This is a genomic window from Litchfieldia stipae, from assembly GCF_014837155.1.
In the GTDB taxonomy this organism is placed as follows: Bacteria; Bacillota; Bacilli; order Bacillales; family Bacillaceae_L; genus Litchfieldia.
The window spans coordinates 154658-172072 of the sequence record NZ_JACYHA010000002.1 but is presented as its reverse complement, the minus strand read 5'-3'; the positions used below and the strand labels follow the sequence as shown (position 1 = coordinate 172072).

Below are 17415 nucleotides of genomic sequence, written 5' to 3'. Positions count from 1 at the left end.
CAAGTGTCAGATGCAGTACAAGTATTAAAAAAATTACAATTCAAAGAAGCTGGCCAACCAGTTCTCATCATCCATTCTCCGACAAGCTATGAAGAAATAATTGCTGAATTTCAAGGAGACGTTCATCGAGAAGCAAAGAATGATAAATATCAATTTATACAAGTTTTTGGAACAACAAATGTTGAACTTCAATCATTTGCACAATCTGCTGTGCACAATGTAGAGACAGACGGCTTATTATGGCTTTGTTATCCGAAGAAATCATCTAAAACATATAAGGGTTCAGATTGTAGTCGAGAGACTGTGACTGGAATGTTATCAAATGAAGGCTATGAGCCAGTTCGACAAATAGCTATTGATGAAGATTGGTCAGCATTACGATTTAGGAAAACAGAAAACATTAAAAAGATGACAAGAAAGTTTGCAGTAACTGAAGAGGGAATAGAGAGAACAACAAAGCAGTAAGCTAAAAAAGCTATAATTGACCGGTAAATCGGCGATTATAGCTTTCATTTTTTATGTTTTATGATTAATTCTAATTTTGTAAGTCTTATAAAGATAATCGAATATTTCACTGTTTGCTCCATCATACTTTTTGTACCACTCTTTATTTGATAGATCTACGATTTCAGCTTTGAGCGATTTAAAATCACTTTTCGCTTTTTCCTTTAAGTTATTTGTGAGCGTTGTTGTAAAAAGAAAAGCAACATTTATAAATAAATCCAAAATTATGTTTCGCTCATTAAATACAACGTCAATAAGTGGGTGGGAGCCAGGAAACACTGAAAATTGAAAATAATATTTTGCCATTGTAAAAATAAATATATTGATCATTAGCATTGTTAACTTAAAATGTAAAGCCTTATAATGATTATGCTTTTGGTCAAAATCGATTAATCGTATAAGAGAGTCCTTGTCCTCTTTTGTAATTCGACTACCTTCTAGTTCCCACGGAGCCTGCATTCCTCATCCCCCCATTACCCCATAACTTGTCTATATTCTATTCATATGAATGAGAAGTAGAGAGTATGAGTATGAACAGGAGTATTTCCTAAAAACAATTAGGCTAAAGAATTCACTTTGAACTCGGCACTCTGAATACATTCTACATTGTCGTATCTAAAGTGTATTCAGAATGCTAAGAAATTCAAAGGCTACCTAATATAAGGAGAACCCAAGCAACTATGAATAAAACGACAAGAATGACAAGTAGAGATGAGATGATGACAATAATCCATCCGAGAAGTTTTCTACCAGTCACAATTAAATAAATTCCTAAAACAATCGGCCCAAAAATAAATCCAAATATTGCCCATAACCATGGACTTCTACCATGCTTTGGTGCATCAATCGCTAAATAAATACAAATAACAATTGATAAGAGTAAGCCAAAAGATAATTCCAAACTTAATTCCCCCTAATCAATAATGTTTGTTTATTATATTCTCCATTCAATATATTATCATTTCTAAGCAACAATATATCAAATAAAATAAGATAAATCGGGCTGATAATTTAATAAAATGTTGCTTTAACCCTCGCATTCTAAAATACACTCCGTGTCGCTCAAGCTCCTTTTGTTTCTGACTTTGGCCACGCATCCTACAGGAGTCTCCATATATTCAGACTGCTAGAAATTAGATATTAACTATCTTTTAAGAGAAAAGATGTAGATGCAACTTATTTACTCCAAATTATGGTATAATTTCAACAAAATTGGAGAATTAGAGGGAATCTTATGGTGAATATTCTGAAACGAAAAAAGGTAATAATAATTCTTTGTATTCTTTTTGTTTTAATCATATTCATGCTAAGTGGGCTAAACTGGCTTAAAAACCAGCCCATTGAGACATTATTGAAATGGATCCATATTGATTATGTTGAAGAAGAAGTATATTCATACAACTTTCATTACAGACCTGAAGACAAAGAAAAGATTGAACACTTAAAAATGATGATTCCAGAATTAACGAAACTAAGTGAAGATTTCTTTGGTGATAGACATTTCCTTGAACAAGATTTAACTATTTATTTAATTAATAAACAAGATGAACCCAATCCTTTATTAAGTGGTACAGGGGTGTATACTTCTGATAACATTATGTTATTAAAAAGTGATACTTCAGATAGTCAATCTTTACAAAATGCTTTCGCACATGAAATGGCACACTTTTATCTACATAACACCGCTTCACAGTTAGGATTAGGGGAAGGTGACTTACCAGACTGGTATCATGAAGGTTTTGCCGAACTTTTTGCCTTTCGTATAGCACGACCACTACACCTACATAAAGGTGTAGAATATAATGTTATCCCACTGAACGATATACAAAGAGAAAATGAGGGTTATTACTCTGGAACCTATTTATATATGCATTATGTTGCAGAATATTTATTACATAAATTTAATAAAGATATTTTTCTAGATTTGATGTTAACAACAAAGGAAAAGAATGATTTTGAAACTGCTTTTATTGATTTAACGAATATTGAATTAGAGACTGCCCACTTACTATTCCAAGAAGACTGGGAGTTTATTAATGAGATAGAAGAATTACTAAAGGTAGAAAAAGAGATAGAAGCTGAACAAAAAATATTAGCTTATTTTAAAGAAAGGGGTCCGTATTTCTATGAATCTCCATATATATATCAATTGTTAGCAGGTATTTATTTAAAACAAGAACGCTTCGAAGAGGCATTGGAAATGATTGAAAGGCGCCTGGAGTTCAATGATAATCCAACTATATACTTTCAAGCAGCAGAAATTGCTTATAATATCGATAAAGCAAAGGCAATAGAATTTGCAGAACAAGCAGTTGAGTCAGCAAAACGCACAGATTGGGATTCGCAAATGTTTGAAGATTGGTTAGATGAAAAAAATAAATAATGCAAAAAAAGAAGCATGCCTGAAAAATCTAGGCATGCTTCTTTTTAGTCATGAAGATCACTTTGCTTAATTAATAAAAAAACGTTAATCATTGAAGAATCCTGTTCATTTATCGCATGAACCAAATCTTCACTGCTTATATCAGTCTTTAATCCTTCAAAATATTGTTGTTCTTTTAACATCCGAAAAATGTTATTCCACAAAGCTAGGTGGTAATCATTTTCTACTTTGTTACCAAGTTCATTTATAAAAAGGTGAAATACATCCCAGACGTTTTTATTATGATCAAAGGGTGAAACCTTATGACCTCGGTTCCAGGAACTTGATATGATCTGCTCAGCATGAAGCTTTGCTACTTCAAAATACTTATTTAATGACTTTAGATCAAGGTTTTGTTTAATCATTTCCTTTGGAATCATAAAAGGAGGGGGGACCGAAACGAAAGTTCCATCACCTTGACGAGACTCAATAAACTGCAGCAACTCAAGGATTCTTAGACCTTCACGAATGGAAGATCTACTTACCTCTAACAGCTCACTTAGCTTTCTTTCTGTCGGTAATTTATCTCCAATTTGCAAGTTTTCATCATTGATGTAGTTAATGATTTGCTTAGAAACTTCTTCAAACATTCTAGGTATTTGATTAATTTTTTTCATAAATGTCTCCATTTTTTTAAATTAGTTATAGTGTAACAAAAAAAACTTGTAGGTAACTAAATTATATCATTGACTAATAGTCTGAAAATATGAAATAATCAATTTAATGAATTTATATTATGGACTGACCATATTATAAAAAGAAAGGTGATGAGTGCTTTTCTTTACGAATCATTAAATAATATGATGATGGTGATTACATGTCTTTAAAACCGATTAAGAAAAAGAAGTTGTTTGAAGAAATAATTTTGGCAATTGAGGAATACATTCAAGGAGAAAACATCCAACCAGGACATCGTTTACCTTCTGAAAATGAACTTGCGTCTATCTTTCAAGTGAGCAAGACTGCCGTAAGGGAAGCAATGAGTGTTTTGCAAGCTAACGGTGTCATTGAAAAAAGAACAGGGTCAGGTATATTTTTGAAGGAATTAGAAGGGGAAACGATTGCTGAACGCGTAACGAAGAATTTATTGCGGAATGTGAATCTTCAGGAGGTATTAGAGTTTCGACGTGGAATCGAGGTAGAAGCGGTTGCATTAACGGCACAAAGAGCGACACCACAAGAAATAGTCTTGATTGAGCAAGCCCATTTACATCTATTAGAGGCACAAGAAGCTAATCAATTAGGTAGTAAGGAAGATTATTTATTCCATTATCAAATTATTCTTGCTTCTCACAACACGATTTATAAAGACGTGTATGAGAGTATTTCATCACAACTTGATGAGGGGATTAGACTAAGCAAAATGCAATCTGCAAGACTACCAGGACGTATTGAAGAAGCCCAAAAAGAACATGAAGAAATCATAGAAATGATAAAGGCCAGAGATCCTCGTGCGGCCTCCGAAGCAATGAGAAAACATCTGATGCAAAATGAAAATAAGATGATGTCCTTATTAAAGAACAGTTAATTGTCGCTTTCAAATGTAGAATCTTATTTTATAAAAAATTGGTCTGACCATATTAAATTATTAACTTTATTTTGACTCAGCAGAAGTTCAATATCTTATGATGAAGGGATTGAAGGGGTTGAAAGCATTGGCCAAGATTGAAGGGAAAAGGATTCAAAAGGATCAACTTGAGCAGTTCGTAAGGAACGTATTTATTGAAGCTGGTTTAGACGAGAGACAATCAACATTGATTTCTAGACATCTTGTATTAGCAAATTTAAGAGGGATGGATTCACATGGAGTTAGTCGTGTATCCATCTATTGTAAACGCTTAGATTTAGGATTAGTAGATAAAACCTATAATCCAATCATTGAGAAGGAAAGTGAAGTTAGTGCACTAATTAATGCAAACAATTCATCAGGAATTCCCGTTTCAACGTTTGGAATTGAGCTAGCTATCAAAAAGGCAAAAAAATCTGGGATTGGAATTGTTGCTATCCATAACTCTAACCATTGCGGGATGTTAGCAGACTATGTACAGCGAGCCGTTGAAGAAGATTGTATCGTCTTAGCAACGACGAATGCACCTGCTAACATGGCACCGTGGGGAGGTAAATCACCATTCTTTGGTACCAATCCATTTGCATATGGAATCCCTACTGGTGAGGAAGACAATATTGTATTAGATATGGCAACAAGCAAGGTAGCAAAAGGAAAAGTTGTGTTAGCTCAAAAGAATAATCAGAACATACCAATTGGTTGGGCGTTGTCCTCAGATGGTCAACCTACAGAGGATCCGAATGAGGCATTAAAGGGAGTGTTTCTACCTTTTGGCGAGCATAAAGGATATGGGATTACATTCTTAGTAGAAACTCTTTCTGCCATTGTCACTGGCTCTGCTTTTGGGCCACATATTGGAGATTTATATACAAATTTTGAAAATAAACAAAATGTAGGTCAATTTTTCTATTGTATGAGAGCTGATTTATTTCAAGATATTGATAAATTCAAAAGTAGAATGGATCAAATGATCAAGGAAATCCGAACAGTTCCAGTTATGAAAGGCGTAGACAAAATCTATCTCCCTGGTGAAATAGAGAATATAACCTATAAGGACCGCTCTGAGAATGGAATTCCTTTATCGAAAGAAATTATTCATGAGCTGCAACTTGTAGGAGAAAAATATAATTTAAGTTTGCTATAAATCCATATGTAATTTCATAGAATAAAACTATATTAATAGTGAAAAGGAGAGATTTGTATGCGTTTAGCTACAATTAAAAGATTTGGGGTAGAGAAAGCGGCTATCATCACAGTGAACGGAGCGGTATTAGTTGAGGCAGTCAATAAAGCTTTCAACAAAAGTTGGGCAGAGAATTTATTAGCAGTAATTGAAAGTGGACATCTAGCACAAATAACTGAATGGTATAAACAAGAGGGAGAAGAGCTTCTTAATGACTTTCACGAAACTATTCCAACCGAGGATATCGAATATGGACCACTATATCGTAATCCAAGTAAAATCTGGGGAATTGGTCTGAACTATGTTGAGCATGCTTCTGACTTAAGCGAGGTTGCTCCAAATACCGAACCAGCTAGTTTTATGAAACCAACAACATCCATTATTGGACCTGGTGATACAATTAAAATCCCACATCAGTCAGAGCGTACCACCGCTGAAGCTGAGCTTGGGATTATTATTGGGAAAGTGTGTAAAAACGTGACTGAAGAAGAAGCACCAAACGTGATTGCTGGATATACAACTATTATTGATATGACAGCAGAAGACATTTTACAACGTAACCCACGTTATTTAACTCGTTCAAAGAGCTTTGATTCATTCTTTAGCTTTGGACCACAGCTTGTAACACCAGATGAGGTTGATGAAGTACTCGACTTAAAGGTTGCCACAATTATAAATGAAAACTTACACCGAGAAAATGTTGTTGCAAACATGACATTCCAACCATGGAATCTAATTGCCTTTCATTCTCAGGTGATGACACTATTACCTGGAGATATCATTTCAACTGGTACACCAGGAGCAGTGGTAATTCGAGATGGCGATATTGTTTCTTGTCATATTGAAGGGTTTGAATCACTATCAAACAAAGTAAAGGACTTAAAAGTAAATTAGTTGATTCGAGGTGGAGTAGAAGTGGGTTCAAATGGTAATACAATTATTTATTTTGATCAAGTGTTTGCAGAGTTCAAAGAAATATTATATGAACATTTACCACCAGAATTCAATTTACTTTTTTGGCATGAAATGTGTGATGAAGAGAAAGAAGAGGCTCTTTCTGCTGCAGATTATTTTATCGTTGCGACTTATAGAATAGACAAAGAGTTGATACTTAAAGCTAAGAAGCTTCGCTTAATTCAGAAGACTGGTATTGGTGTCGATAATATTGATCTCGATACAGCAACTAGTCTTCAAATCCCTGTATCAAATACACCAGGAGGAAACGCTTCTGGTGTGGCGGAGCTTACTATTCTCTTTATTTTAGCTTTATATAGAAAGCTAGATATTCTTAATAGAGCAACGAAAAATGGAGATTGGTTAATGTGGGAGCTCCGACCAACATCCTATGAGATGAGTGGAAAGACACATGGGTTTATCGGCTTTGGTACAATTGGTAGAGAGACAGCTAAACGTTCAAAGGCATTTGGTACCACCATTATTTATTATGATAAATTCCGTTTGCCAACTGAGGTAGAAGAAGAACTTGGTGTAGAATACAGCCCTTTAGAACACTTACTTAGTCAAGCAGATATCGTTAGCTTACATCTCCCTTTAATCAAGGAAACAAAAGGATTAATAAGTGAATCTGAGTTAGCATGTATGAAAAAAAATGCAATTCTTGTCAATGTTTCTAGAGGGGGCATTGTCAATGAAGAAGCATTATCAAAAGCACTTACAACTCAACAAATTGCTGGTGCAGGAATCGATGTGTGGGAATCAGAACCAGTGAACGCAAACAATCCTTTACTTAAGCTAGATAATGTCATTGCAACACCACATATTGGAGCGGGAACGAAGGATACATTAGATCGGGTATTGCAGCTTACCTTTGCTAATATTAAAAGTGTAGCTAATGGTGGGAGTGCCAAAAACGTTGTGAATGCCCTTCCAAGCGGGAAAACAAACTAAATTTGTCAATATGAACAAGGAGTAGATGAGAAATGGACCTTCATTTAAATGGAAAAGCAGCAATCGTCATTGCATCAAGTCAAGGATTAGGTAAGGCTATTGCCACTCAACTGGCAATGGAAGGTGTAAACGTGATGTTATCAAGTAGAAATAGCGAGAAGCTAGAGTCCACTAAACAAGAAATTGAAAGCGTTGCTAAGGGAAGAGTTTCATATGCAAGTTGTGACATTACAAATGTTGACGATATTAAAGCTCTTGTCGCAAAAACAAAAGAGGAATTTGGAAAGATTGATATCTTAATCAATAATGCTGGTGGACCTCCAGGTGGAGGATTTGATCAATTCGAAGATGCCGATTGGCAAAAAGCATTTGAATTAAACCTATTAAGCTATGTTCGAATCATTCGTGAAGTCTTACCTGATTTAAAAGAAGAAGGCGGAAGAATTATTAATATTGCATCTTCTTCAATAAAAATGCCAATTCCTGGCTTAATCTTATCAAACACGTTTAGAATGGGCATTGTTGGTCTAGCAAAAAGCTTAGCAGAAGAACTAGCACCTTATAATATTCTAGTAAATACCGTTGCACCTGGTCGCATTGCCACTGACCGTGTTGCGTTTCTTGATCAATTGAAGGCAGATAAAGTTGGAAAAACAAGGGAAGAAGTTGAAGTGGAATCAAAACAAAACATTCCACTTGGAAGATATGGGAAACCCGAAGAATTTGCAAAGGTTGTTACCTTCTTAGCATCAGATGCTAGTTCATACGTAACAGGTAGCTCATTACTAGTCGATGGTGGAATGGTTAAGTCAATTTAAATTGGTTCTTGTGGAGGGTAAACCATGATTTATTCTTTTAAAGATAAACATCCTAAAATTGATGAATCAGTCTATATAGCGCCCGGGGTTAAAATAATTGGGGATGTTCGCATTGATGAACAAGCAACCGTCTGGTTTAACACAGTAATTCGAGGAGATAATTCTCATGTCATTATAGGTGCCCGAACAAATGTTCAGGACGGTAGTGTACTGCATGTCAATAAATCCATGCCCCTTGTAATTGAGGAGGATGTTTCAATTGGACATAATGTGATTGTCCATGCATGTACTGTTCGAAAAGGAGCACTATTAGGGATGGGTGCTATTGTGTTAGACAAAGCAGACATTGGAGAATACGCAGTGGTAGGAGCAGGAACTGTTGTTCCTCCAGGAAAAACAGTTCCACCACGAACACTTGTTGTTGGTAATCCAATGAGAATAGTCAGAGAGCTCTCAGAAGAAGAGGTAAATAATATGAATACGCGAATTTCTTTTTCTTATGTCGAAAAAGGAAGTGAGTTTAAAGAATACTTAACAGAAATTGAGCGAAAGTAAGAATGAAACAATTAAAAGCGACAATGCAGCTTAACATTCTGGTTTTTGTTGTCCTTAATCTATCTAGCTTGCTTTTACTTTTGTTTATACCAATTGTCCACGCTAAAACAATTATGTTATTAGTCTTTGCACTTACTGGTTGGGGGATGAAGATTCTTCCCCAACCAATTATTTCATTATTAATTATGGTTTATATTCCTATTCTTGGGTTAGGGACCTTTAATGATAGCTTAAAAGGTTTTTCACAATCTTTTGTTTGGCTATTAATCTCAACATTTTTACTAGCAGCAGGAGTTGAAATCACGGGTGTTGGTAAACGAATCGCTCTTTGGCTTTTGCTCAAAGCACAAGGTAAAAGTAGCCTTTCGATCTTATACGTTCTATTTACCCTTGTATTATTAGGTTTTATGATACCGACCGCATCTGGCCGTAGTGCGATGATTATACCCATCTGTATTGGAATGATTCAAGTGATGAAAGGAACATCTCTATATCTCAACTTCTCCAAAAACCTAATGCTTTCTATTGCCTTTACTTCAAGCTTTATGTCTTGGGGGGTAATCACTGGATCAAGCTCATCAATCTATGCCATCTCATTTCTAGAAAGCACGGTGAACTATAAGTGGACTTACTTTAGTTGGTTGCAATTCAACTTTCCACTTATGATCATCTCCTTGTTTTCTTTATGGCTCATGTTCCGTGTCCTTTTTCCGTTACCTACAGGTACTATAAGTGAAGGTTTTGTTTATATACAGAAAGAATTTGAAGTTTTAGGACGGATGACTGCCAACGAATGGAAGATATGTATAATTGGTTTACTTACTGTCATTGGCTGGTGCACTGAATCATTACATGGATACTCAGTCTCTATGATCGCTTTATTCGCTGCAATCGTTACTTGCATACCTATTATTGGTGTCCAAAGCTGGAAGGAAGGCTCACAGAAGATTGATTGGGATATTGTGATTCTATTCGGTGCCGGATTTGCAATGGCAGATGCAATTGTTCATCATCAAACAGCAGATTGGTTCGCTTATAAAATTGTTTCAGTGTTTCCATCAGTTTCACCATTTTTAGCAGCAACAATTATGTTATTTATTACAATTATCGTTCGTTTAGGTTTTGCTAATATGCTTGCTATAACAGCTGTATTTCTTCCAATTACAATCAGTATTGCAGGTTTGTGGAATATTAATCCTGTATGGCTATCACAAATTGTGATAATAGGTTGTTCATTTGGTTATTTCTTACCGATCCAATCTCCATCAAATTTATTAAGCTTTAGTCAAGGTTTCTTCACAGAAAAGGAAATGATGAAATCAGGTCTAATATTAACACTGATCATGTTCTTCTTTACTTTAGTTGTCTGTTTGGTTGTTTGGCCGTTAATGGGAATCTCGCCATAAGCGAATTCTGTCGAAAGAATATTCAGAAAAATTAACCAAAAAGGATTGTAAAGAATGTGATGATGACATACAATAACATTGTATACAATATACAAACAGTGTTTACTGTTTCATTTTTTAATTCTCGATTGTATACAATATACAAAAGTATCTATAACTAGCCTATTATTTTTTTAAAGTTATATTGTATACAATATACAAAAAGGGAAGAGGGGAATAACTATGTTACCACTTGATGGAATGAAAGTACTCGATCTTACTCAATATTTAGCTGGGCCATATTGTACAATGGTTCTATCCGATATGGGGGCAGATGTTACAAAAATTGAGAAATTTCCATTAGGAGATGACTCAAGAAGATTAGGTCCTTTTATAAATGATGAAGGATATTGCTTCGCGATGCCGAATCGTAATAAGAAGAGCTTAGCCATTGATCTCAAAAGTCAAAAAGGAAAACAAATTTTCACACGTCTTGCAGAAGAAGCAGATGTTATTATTGAAAATTTCAGGCCAGGTGTTACAGCAAGATTAGGAATTGACTATGAAACAATCAAGGAAAGAAACCCAGGAATCATCTATTGTTCGATCTCAGGATTTGGTCAAACTGGACCTTATAGTTCTAAAGGCGGATTTGATATTATTGCCCAAGGGGTAACGGGATTTATGAGAATGACGGGTCAGCCTGATGGAAAACCAGCTAAAGTTGGGATTGCCATCAATGATATCGCAGCTGGAGCAACTGCATTATATGGGATTCTAGGAGCCTACGTTCACAAATTAAAAACAGGAAAAGGCCAATACTTAGATACATCATTAGTTGATTCTGGATTAGCCTGGACGGTATGGGAGTCGGCTGCATATTTCGGCAAAGGTGAAGTACCTGAACCAACAGGAACACGTCATAGACGTTCAACACCATATCAAGCATATCGAACTGCAGACGGTTATGTAACCATTGGTGCAGGAAGTCAGCGACTTTGGGAACGACTTTGTAAAGAAGTATTAAATACGACAGAGTGGCTAACTGATCCTAGATTCGAATCACTAGATAGTAGAGTGATAAATGTTGATGTATTAGAAAAAGAGATTGAAAACATTACAACTACTAAGCCAACTTCATATTGGGTTGAGAAATTAGATGCAGCTGGAGTACCAGCAGGACCAGTTTATACGTATGATCAAACATTAAATGACCCACATGTTTTAGCAAGGGATATGGTTGTGGAAGTCGATCATCCAAAGTTAGGGAAAATAAAAACATTAGGAATTCCGATTAAATTCTCAGAAACACCACTTCAAATCCGCAGACCTGCTGCATGGTTAGGGCAGGATACAGTCGAAACATTACAATCTGCTGGGTACACAGATGAGGAAATTAATGAATTATTTGAAGAAGGTGTTATTTATAACAAATATCGAGAAGAAGAGGTAGGTGTTAATAATGGAAAACAATAATCATGTGTATGTAGAGAAAACAGGAGAAATTGCAACCCTATACTTCAATAGACCAGACAAAAGAAATGCATTAACACACGATATGTGGAAGAAGATTCCACAATTGCTAAAAGAGGTTGATGAAGACAGTGCTATCAAAGTTCTTGTGTTAAGAGGTGTTGATGAAACATCCTTTGCAGCAGGAGCTGATATTAGCGAATTCAAGACGTTACGATCAACTGCAGAAGGTGCTAAAATCTATAATGACGCAACTCATGTAGCAGAAAGAGCATTAGCGAAATTTAGAAAACCAACTATTGCAATGGTTCAAAGCTACTGTATTGGTGGTGGATGTGAATTAGCTGCTGCTTGTGATTTCCGTTTTGCAGATACAAATGCTAAATTTGGAATCACCCCAGCCAAATTAGGGATCGTATATGGATTGGACGCTACTAAAGAATTAGTAAATCTTGTAGGTCCATCAAATGCGAAATATATCCTATTCTCTGGAAACATTATAGATGTCGACAAAGCCTACCATTTTGGATTAGTTAATGAAATTCACAGTCCAGAAGAGATTGAAGAAAAGACATACGAATTTGCTCAATTATTATGTACTAGAGCCCAATTTACCATCCGAAGTATGAAATACATTATTAATGAAATTTCTTCAGGAGTAGATGAAGATACTGAAGAAACTAAGCGCTTACGACTTGTATGTTTTGAATCAGATGATTACAAAGAAGGTGTTGCAGCATTTATGGAAAAGCGCAAACCAGTATTTAAATGGTCGTAATGTATGAATAAAGATCGCGTTAGAACAATTGTAGATGAAGCCCTCGAAACTCATGAACAGGAATTTGGAAAGTATTTCTTAGCGAAATTCTATCAGCTTGATATATCTTATGCAGAGGAAACAGAAACCTGTGTGGTTCAATTCCCAGTGGAAGATTATATGTATAATCCTCAAGGATTCTTGCATGGTGGAGTAATTGCATTCGCACTAGATGTTTCAATGGGTCATCTCTGCAAAAGATTTCTTGGAACAGCTGTAACCCTAGAAATGAAAACACAATACTTAAGATCTGTATCAAAAGGAATAGTAAAATGCCAGGCGTCCTTTATCAAAAAAGGCAAAAGCATAGTTGCGATTGAGTCAAGTATGTCCAATGAGGATGGCAAATTACTCGCGATTGCAAACGCAACATGGTATAGGATAGATTAATATAATCTATCCTTACTACGAGAATTTATTTCTGAATATTAGAAATATAAATAAAATAGGATAACATAGGAGGTATGGTAATGAAAAAAGTCCTTTTATCGTTTGTCGCCTTGGTATTATTGATAACGCTTACAGCTTGCAATAGTGAACAATCTGGTGGTGGAAATACTGATAATTATCCAGAAAAAACATTGAATTGGACGATTGCATTCGGTCCAGGCGGTGGAAATGATATTATGTCCCGTACAATTATTGATATCATCAATCAATATGATCTGTACCCAAATGATATTGTTCCAGAAAATCGTGAGGGTGGAAGTGGAGCCGTAGGATGGGGATACTTGAATTCAAAAAAAGGTGATCCATATCAAATCAGTTCAACTAGTGGAAGTTTTATTAATACTCCATTAGTATCTGATGTCCCGTTTAGTCATGAATCATTTACCCCTGTTGCTTTGCTAGCTACTGATGACATGGTTATGCTTGTTAATGAAGATTCAGAGTTTAATACATTAGAAGATTTTATTAATGCTGCAAAAAGTGGCAAAACTTTGTCAATAGGAGGAATTGGTGCAGTTAATGTTGACATGATGATTCCTAAATTACTAGCTGATCAAGCAGATTTTGAGTTTGAGTATGTCCCATTCCAAGGGGGAGGAGAGCTTACATCAGGTCTACTATCAAAAAGTGTTGATGCTATAATGGCAAATCCTGCTGAAACGATTGGACAAATTCAAGGTGGTAAAATGAAAGCGTTAGCATTCTCTGGTCAAAAACGCATTCCACAGTTACCTGATGTCCCAACACTAATAGAGTCTGGTTATGAGGTTTCACTTCCAATGCCTCGAGGAGTAATCTTAGCTGGAGATGTCCCTAAAGAAGTTCAAGAGTGGTGGGTAGAAACGTTAAAAGTAGTAGTAGAAAAACCTGAGTGGAAAAAATATATTGAAGAAAATAGTTTAACTGACTATCAACTGTTTGGCGATGAATTTGGAAGCTACTTAGCTGAAACACATCATACATTTGAAGATATTCTACTAGAAATCGGTGCGATTGAAGAGAAGAAATAGTATTTAAACTTTCGGTTGTAGCATAAGAAATCATTCGTTACAACCGAAACCACTTTATTAAAAGGGTGATGAAATGAAACTAGCATTCTCTGCTTTTTTATTCATTTTTTCTCTGGCGTATACCCAGATTGGTTTAGGACTTACTTTTTTCAAGGATGGAAGACCTGGTGCAGGCTTTCTTCCAATCATTATCGGAGTCTTTCTTATCATCTTTACTGGGATTACCTTGTACAAAGATGTAAGAGAATTTCAATATAAGAAAAAATCAAATGAAAATCATCATACTGAAGCAAACTACAGCAAAGATGTAATTTTCATAATTATTACTATTGCCATAACGATCTTGTTACTAAAGGTTTTGGGTGGACTACTTTCAATGATCCTCTTCGTATTCGCGATTATCTTTGTTTTTAATCGTGGGAAGCATTTGCAAAATATCCTTGTCAGTTTAGTGTTACCAACGTTAATATATCTCCTTTTTGAGGTTTGGTTAAATGCAGGAATACCAAAAGGATTCTTAGGAATTTTTTGATTCTTAATTCGGGAGGAACACTATGGAATTTTTATCAAATTTGATGCATGGATTTGAAGTTGCTGTTACTCCAACAAATATATTATTTTTAGTGATCGGTGCTTTTGTTGGAATGATCGTTGGTATCTTCCCTGGTTTTGGACCGTCTGCAGGGATTGCCATTCTATTACCTTTAACGTTCTCTTTACACCCAACAACGGCTATCATTATGCTAGCTGGAATCTATTATGGTTCGATGTACGGTGGAACAATCACTTCTATCTTAATTAATACTCCAGGAGAGTCAGCCACTGTAGCAAGTACATTAGATGGGTATCCACTAGCTAAACAAGGAAGGGCCGGCCCCGCACTTGTCATGCAAGCAGTTGCTTCCTTTATTGGTGGGACAATTGGGGTAATCCTTATTTGCTCCTTAGCACCTTTATTTGCTGAAGTTGCCATATCATTTGGGCCACCAGAATATTTCATGCTTATGGTGATTGGACTATTAACAATTACGATTATGACAGGTGAGAATAAACGAAACGGTGTTGTCTCAGCTCTATTAGGATTAGCCATTGCTACTGTTGGAGTAGATGTTGTTTCTGGTATGCAGCGTTTTACATTCGGATCAGCTGAATTAATAAACGGAATCGACTTCGTACCAGTGGCAATTGGATTATTTGGATTAGGAGAATTGTTTCACTGCGTCTACACCGGATTACACAAAGAAAAAGAAAAGAAAGAGATTATTAAATTCTCTTATCGTGGCAGTCAATTCTGGCCATCCGTTAAAGATTATTTAGAGTGTAAATTTACAGTTATACGTGGTTCTATCATTGGATTCGTTGTTGGAGTTCTACCTGGTGCAGGAGCAACTGTTGCTTCCTTAATGTCTTATTCAGTTGAGAAAAAATTGTCTAAAACTCCAGAAAAATTTGGAAAAGGGGCAATGGCAGGCTTAGCTGGACCTGAATCCGCAAATAATGCAGCTTCTGCTGGTGCTATGATTCCACTATTAACACTAGGAATCCCTGGATCAGGTTCTACAGCAGTTTTACTTGGTGCATTTCTCATGTGGGGATTACAACCAGGACCACTATTAATGGAACAAAATCCTGATTTTGCATGGGGCTTAATTAGTAGCATGTATTTAGGAAATATGGTTTTACTCTTGGTGAATATAATAGCTATTCCATTATTTGTAAAAATCATTCAAATCCCATATCGCATGTTAACTCCAGTAATCCTTATCCTATGTATCATCGGAACGTTTAGTATACATGGAAGTATCGTTGAAACATGGATTCTACTAGCTACTGGTATTATTGGTTTTCTGATGAAACAATATGGTTACTCACCAGCAGCATTGGTACTAGCGCTAGTTCTAGGACCATTAGCTGAAAACTCTTTAAGACAATCACTTATTACTTCAGGGGGAAATCTTTCAATCTTTGTTACGCGTCCCGTTTCATTAACACTATTTATTCTGTTACTCTTGATCTTAATTTTCCCAATCATCAAAGGGTATATCGATAAGAAAAAAGATAAAGGAAGTGGAATAGATGTTACCTCTTGAAGGAATTAAAATCATAGATTTAACAAGAATTTTGAGTGGACCTTATTGTACAATGACACTTGCAGATATGGGTGCTGAAGTGATTAAGATTGAGAGTCCATCAGGTGATGATACAAGAAAATGGGGACCTCCATTTATTAACGAAGAAAGTGCCTATTATACAAGTATAAATCGAAATAAGAAAAGCATCGTACTAAATCTAAAAGAAGAAAAGGGGAAAGAAATTCTGCTAGAATTAGTAAAAAATGCAGACGTTGTTGTCGAGAATTTCCGTCCAGGTACGATTAATCGTTTAGGAATAGGTTATGAGACATTAAAGGCAACGAACCCTCGCATTATCTTATGTTCTATTTCAGGATTTGGCCAAACAGGTAGCTATGCTCATAAACCAGGATATGATGTATTAGCTCAAGGTATGGGTGGGCTCATGTCTGTAACTGGTGAAAAAGGGAAAGCTCCTGTGAAAGCCGGCTATTCCTTGGCAGACATTGGCTCTGGAATGTGGGCAGCATTCGGTATCTTAACAGCACTATGGGAAAGAGAGAGATCGAATACTGGCCAATGGATAGATGCCTCTCTTTTAGACACGATGATTTCTTGGCAAACTTATCTTGCAGGGAACTACTTTGCGACAAATGAAGATCCTGAACCACTTGGAGCGGCTCATCCAAATATCGTTCCATATCAAGTGTTTGAGGCGTCAGATGGTTACTTTATTTTAGCAGTAGGAAATGATAAATTATGGGAAGCATTCGTAGATACCGTGAATATAGAAGAGTTTAGAGATGAAAAATTTGCGACAAATTCAAAAAGACTTGAACATCGTGAATTATTGATCTCAATGCTAGATGAATTATTTAAGAAAAAAACCGTACAAGAATGGGTTACCTTAATTGAAAATGCTCGAATTCCATGTGGACCAGTTAATAAATTTTCTGATGTATTAACAGATCCACATGTGTTGGAACGTGAGATGGTGATTGAAATGACCCCTCAAACAGGTCAGCCAGTCAAAATGCTAGGAATACCTGTAAAACTATCTCGAACACCAGGGAAAGCAAGAAGCCTCCCTCCTAGGTTAGGAGAACATACAGAAATCATCCTTAAAGAATTGGGATACAACATAGGAGAAATTGATCAACTCTCTAAAAATGGTGTTATCAATTCCTTTGAGCAACAACCTTATTAAAGATATTTTAAGGGGGAATTTAGCAAAATCATTGGAAATTGAAA

19 protein-coding genes are annotated in these 17415 nt (G+C 35.8%); 16 read left to right on the top strand and 3 right to left on the bottom strand.

The window, feature by feature from the left end; translation table 11 throughout:
• The first annotated feature begins 3 nt into the window (after nt 1-3).
• Nucleotides 4-465: a DUF3052 domain-containing protein gene (locus F7888_RS03005; protein ID WP_191777072.1), complete on the top strand. Its 462-nt coding sequence runs from the start codon at nt 4-6 to the stop codon at nt 463-465.
• A gap of 51 nt (nt 466-516) precedes the next feature.
• Here F7888_RS03005 and F7888_RS03000 read toward each other — a convergent pair whose 3' ends face one another.
• Complete coding sequence (locus F7888_RS03000) at nt 517-963, bottom strand: DUF2663 family protein (protein WP_191777071.1); 447 nt, start codon at nt 961-963, stop codon at nt 517-519.
• A 184-nt stretch (nt 964-1147) separates the two neighbouring features.
• Nucleotides 1148-1405, bottom strand: a complete 258-nt coding sequence (locus tag F7888_RS02995) for a hypothetical protein (RefSeq protein WP_191777069.1) — start codon at nt 1403-1405, stop codon at nt 1148-1150.
• Nucleotides 1406-1738: 333 nt separating this feature from the next.
• On the opposite strand from F7888_RS02995, the gene F7888_RS02990 reads away from it, so the two are divergent.
• Nucleotides 1739-2887: a tetratricopeptide repeat protein gene (locus F7888_RS02990; RefSeq protein WP_191777067.1), complete on the top strand. Its 1149-nt coding sequence runs from the start codon at nt 1739-1741 to the stop codon at nt 2885-2887.
• A gap of 44 nt (nt 2888-2931) precedes the next feature.
• Here F7888_RS02990 and F7888_RS02985 read toward each other — a convergent pair whose 3' ends face one another.
• A complete protein-coding gene (locus tag F7888_RS02985; protein WP_191777065.1) occupies nt 2932-3543 on the bottom strand; it encodes a FadR/GntR family transcriptional regulator in 612 nt (203 codons plus the stop codon).
• A gap of 200 nt (nt 3544-3743) precedes the next feature.
• On the opposite strand from F7888_RS02985, the gene F7888_RS02980 reads away from it, so the two are divergent.
• From F7888_RS02980 to F7888_RS02915, 14 genes are all read left to right on the top strand, one after another.
• Nucleotides 3744-4454 (top strand): FadR/GntR family transcriptional regulator, encoded by a 711-nt coding sequence (locus F7888_RS02980; protein WP_191777063.1) that lies wholly within the window; start codon nt 3744-3746, stop codon nt 4452-4454.
• Between the two features lie 127 nt (nt 4455-4581).
• Nucleotides 4582-5637: an Ldh family oxidoreductase gene (locus tag F7888_RS02975; RefSeq protein ID WP_191777061.1), complete on the top strand. Its 1056-nt coding sequence runs from the start codon at nt 4582-4584 to the stop codon at nt 5635-5637.
• Between the two features lie 57 nt (nt 5638-5694).
• Nucleotides 5695-6570 carry a fumarylacetoacetate hydrolase family protein gene (locus tag F7888_RS02970; RefSeq protein ID WP_191777059.1) on the top strand — a complete coding sequence of 292 codons (876 nt, stop codon included), beginning with the start codon at nt 5695-5697 and terminating at the stop codon, nt 6568-6570.
• 21 nt (nt 6571-6591) lie between these two features.
• Complete coding sequence (locus F7888_RS02965; protein ID WP_191777057.1) at nt 6592-7584, top strand: 2-hydroxyacid dehydrogenase; 993 nt, start codon at nt 6592-6594, stop codon at nt 7582-7584.
• Between the two features lie 32 nt (nt 7585-7616).
• Entirely contained in the window at nt 7617-8402 is a 786-nt protein-coding gene (locus tag F7888_RS02960; RefSeq protein ID WP_191777056.1) for an SDR family oxidoreductase, read from the top strand.
• 24 nt (nt 8403-8426) lie between these two features.
• Nucleotides 8427-8957 carry a gamma carbonic anhydrase family protein gene (locus tag F7888_RS02955; RefSeq protein ID WP_191777054.1) on the top strand — a complete coding sequence of 177 codons (531 nt, stop codon included), beginning with the start codon at nt 8427-8429 and terminating at the stop codon, nt 8955-8957.
• A gap of 2 nt (nt 8958-8959) precedes the next feature.
• Nucleotides 8960-10363: an SLC13 family permease gene (locus F7888_RS02950; RefSeq protein ID WP_191777052.1), complete on the top strand. Its 1404-nt coding sequence runs from the start codon at nt 8960-8962 to the stop codon at nt 10361-10363.
• A gap of 222 nt (nt 10364-10585) precedes the next feature.
• A complete protein-coding gene (locus F7888_RS02945; protein WP_191777050.1) occupies nt 10586-11818 on the top strand; it encodes a CaiB/BaiF CoA transferase family protein in 1233 nt (410 codons plus the stop codon).
• Nucleotides 11805-12593: an enoyl-CoA hydratase-related protein gene (locus tag F7888_RS02940; RefSeq protein ID WP_191777049.1), complete on the top strand. Its 789-nt coding sequence runs from the start codon at nt 11805-11807 to the stop codon at nt 12591-12593. Before F7888_RS02945 ends, F7888_RS02940 begins: the two co-directional genes overlap by 14 nt.
• A gap of 3 nt (nt 12594-12596) precedes the next feature.
• Nucleotides 12597-13022, top strand: coding sequence for a PaaI family thioesterase (locus F7888_RS02935; protein ID WP_191777047.1), 426 nt, complete (start codon nt 12597-12599; stop codon nt 13020-13022).
• 80 nt (nt 13023-13102) lie between these two features.
• A complete protein-coding gene (locus tag F7888_RS02930; protein ID WP_191777046.1) occupies nt 13103-14092 on the top strand; it encodes a Bug family tripartite tricarboxylate transporter substrate binding protein in 990 nt (329 codons plus the stop codon).
• Nucleotides 14093-14165: 73 nt separating this feature from the next.
• Nucleotides 14166-14624: a tripartite tricarboxylate transporter TctB family protein gene (locus F7888_RS02925; protein WP_191777043.1), complete on the top strand. Its 459-nt coding sequence runs from the start codon at nt 14166-14168 to the stop codon at nt 14622-14624.
• Nucleotides 14625-14646: 22 nt separating this feature from the next.
• Complete coding sequence (locus F7888_RS02920) at nt 14647-16182, top strand: tripartite tricarboxylate transporter permease (protein ID WP_191777041.1); 1536 nt, start codon at nt 14647-14649, stop codon at nt 16180-16182.
• Nucleotides 16169-17371 (top strand): CaiB/BaiF CoA transferase family protein, encoded by a 1203-nt coding sequence (locus tag F7888_RS02915; protein WP_191777039.1) that lies wholly within the window; start codon nt 16169-16171, stop codon nt 17369-17371. The genes F7888_RS02920 and F7888_RS02915 overlap by 14 nt, the downstream gene beginning before the upstream one ends.
• Nucleotides 17372-17415: the final 44 nt, after the last annotated feature.

Coding starts and splice junctions, on each gene's coding strand:
- F7888_RS03000 (WP_191777071.1), bottom strand. CDS start 963: ATGCAGGCTCCGTGGGAACTAGAAGGTAGTCGAATTACAAAAGAGGAC.
- F7888_RS02990 (WP_191777067.1), top strand. CDS start 1,739: ATGGTGAATATTCTGAAACGAAAAAAGGTAATAATAATTCTTTGTATT.
- F7888_RS02985 (WP_191777065.1), bottom strand. CDS start 3,543: ATGAAAAAAATTAATCAAATACCTAGAATGTTTGAAGAAGTTTCTAAG.
- F7888_RS02980 (WP_191777063.1), top strand. CDS start 3,744: ATGTCTTTAAAACCGATTAAGAAAAAGAAGTTGTTTGAAGAAATAATT.
- F7888_RS02970 (WP_191777059.1), top strand. CDS start 5,695: ATGCGTTTAGCTACAATTAAAAGATTTGGGGTAGAGAAAGCGGCTATC.
- F7888_RS02960 (WP_191777056.1), top strand. CDS start 7,617: ATGGACCTTCATTTAAATGGAAAAGCAGCAATCGTCATTGCATCAAGT.
- F7888_RS02955 (WP_191777054.1), top strand. CDS start 8,427: ATGATTTATTCTTTTAAAGATAAACATCCTAAAATTGATGAATCAGTC.
- F7888_RS02950 (WP_191777052.1), top strand. CDS start 8,960: ATGAAACAATTAAAAGCGACAATGCAGCTTAACATTCTGGTTTTTGTT.
- F7888_RS02945 (WP_191777050.1), top strand. CDS start 10,586: ATGTTACCACTTGATGGAATGAAAGTACTCGATCTTACTCAATATTTA.
- F7888_RS02940 (WP_191777049.1), top strand. CDS start 11,805: ATGGAAAACAATAATCATGTGTATGTAGAGAAAACAGGAGAAATTGCA.
- F7888_RS02935 (WP_191777047.1), top strand. CDS start 12,597: ATGAATAAAGATCGCGTTAGAACAATTGTAGATGAAGCCCTCGAAACT.
- F7888_RS02930 (WP_191777046.1), top strand. CDS start 13,103: ATGAAAAAAGTCCTTTTATCGTTTGTCGCCTTGGTATTATTGATAACG.
- F7888_RS02925 (WP_191777043.1), top strand. CDS start 14,166: ATGAAACTAGCATTCTCTGCTTTTTTATTCATTTTTTCTCTGGCGTAT.
- F7888_RS02920 (WP_191777041.1), top strand. CDS start 14,647: ATGGAATTTTTATCAAATTTGATGCATGGATTTGAAGTTGCTGTTACT.
- F7888_RS02915 (WP_191777039.1), top strand. CDS start 16,169: ATGTTACCTCTTGAAGGAATTAAAATCATAGATTTAACAAGAATTTTG.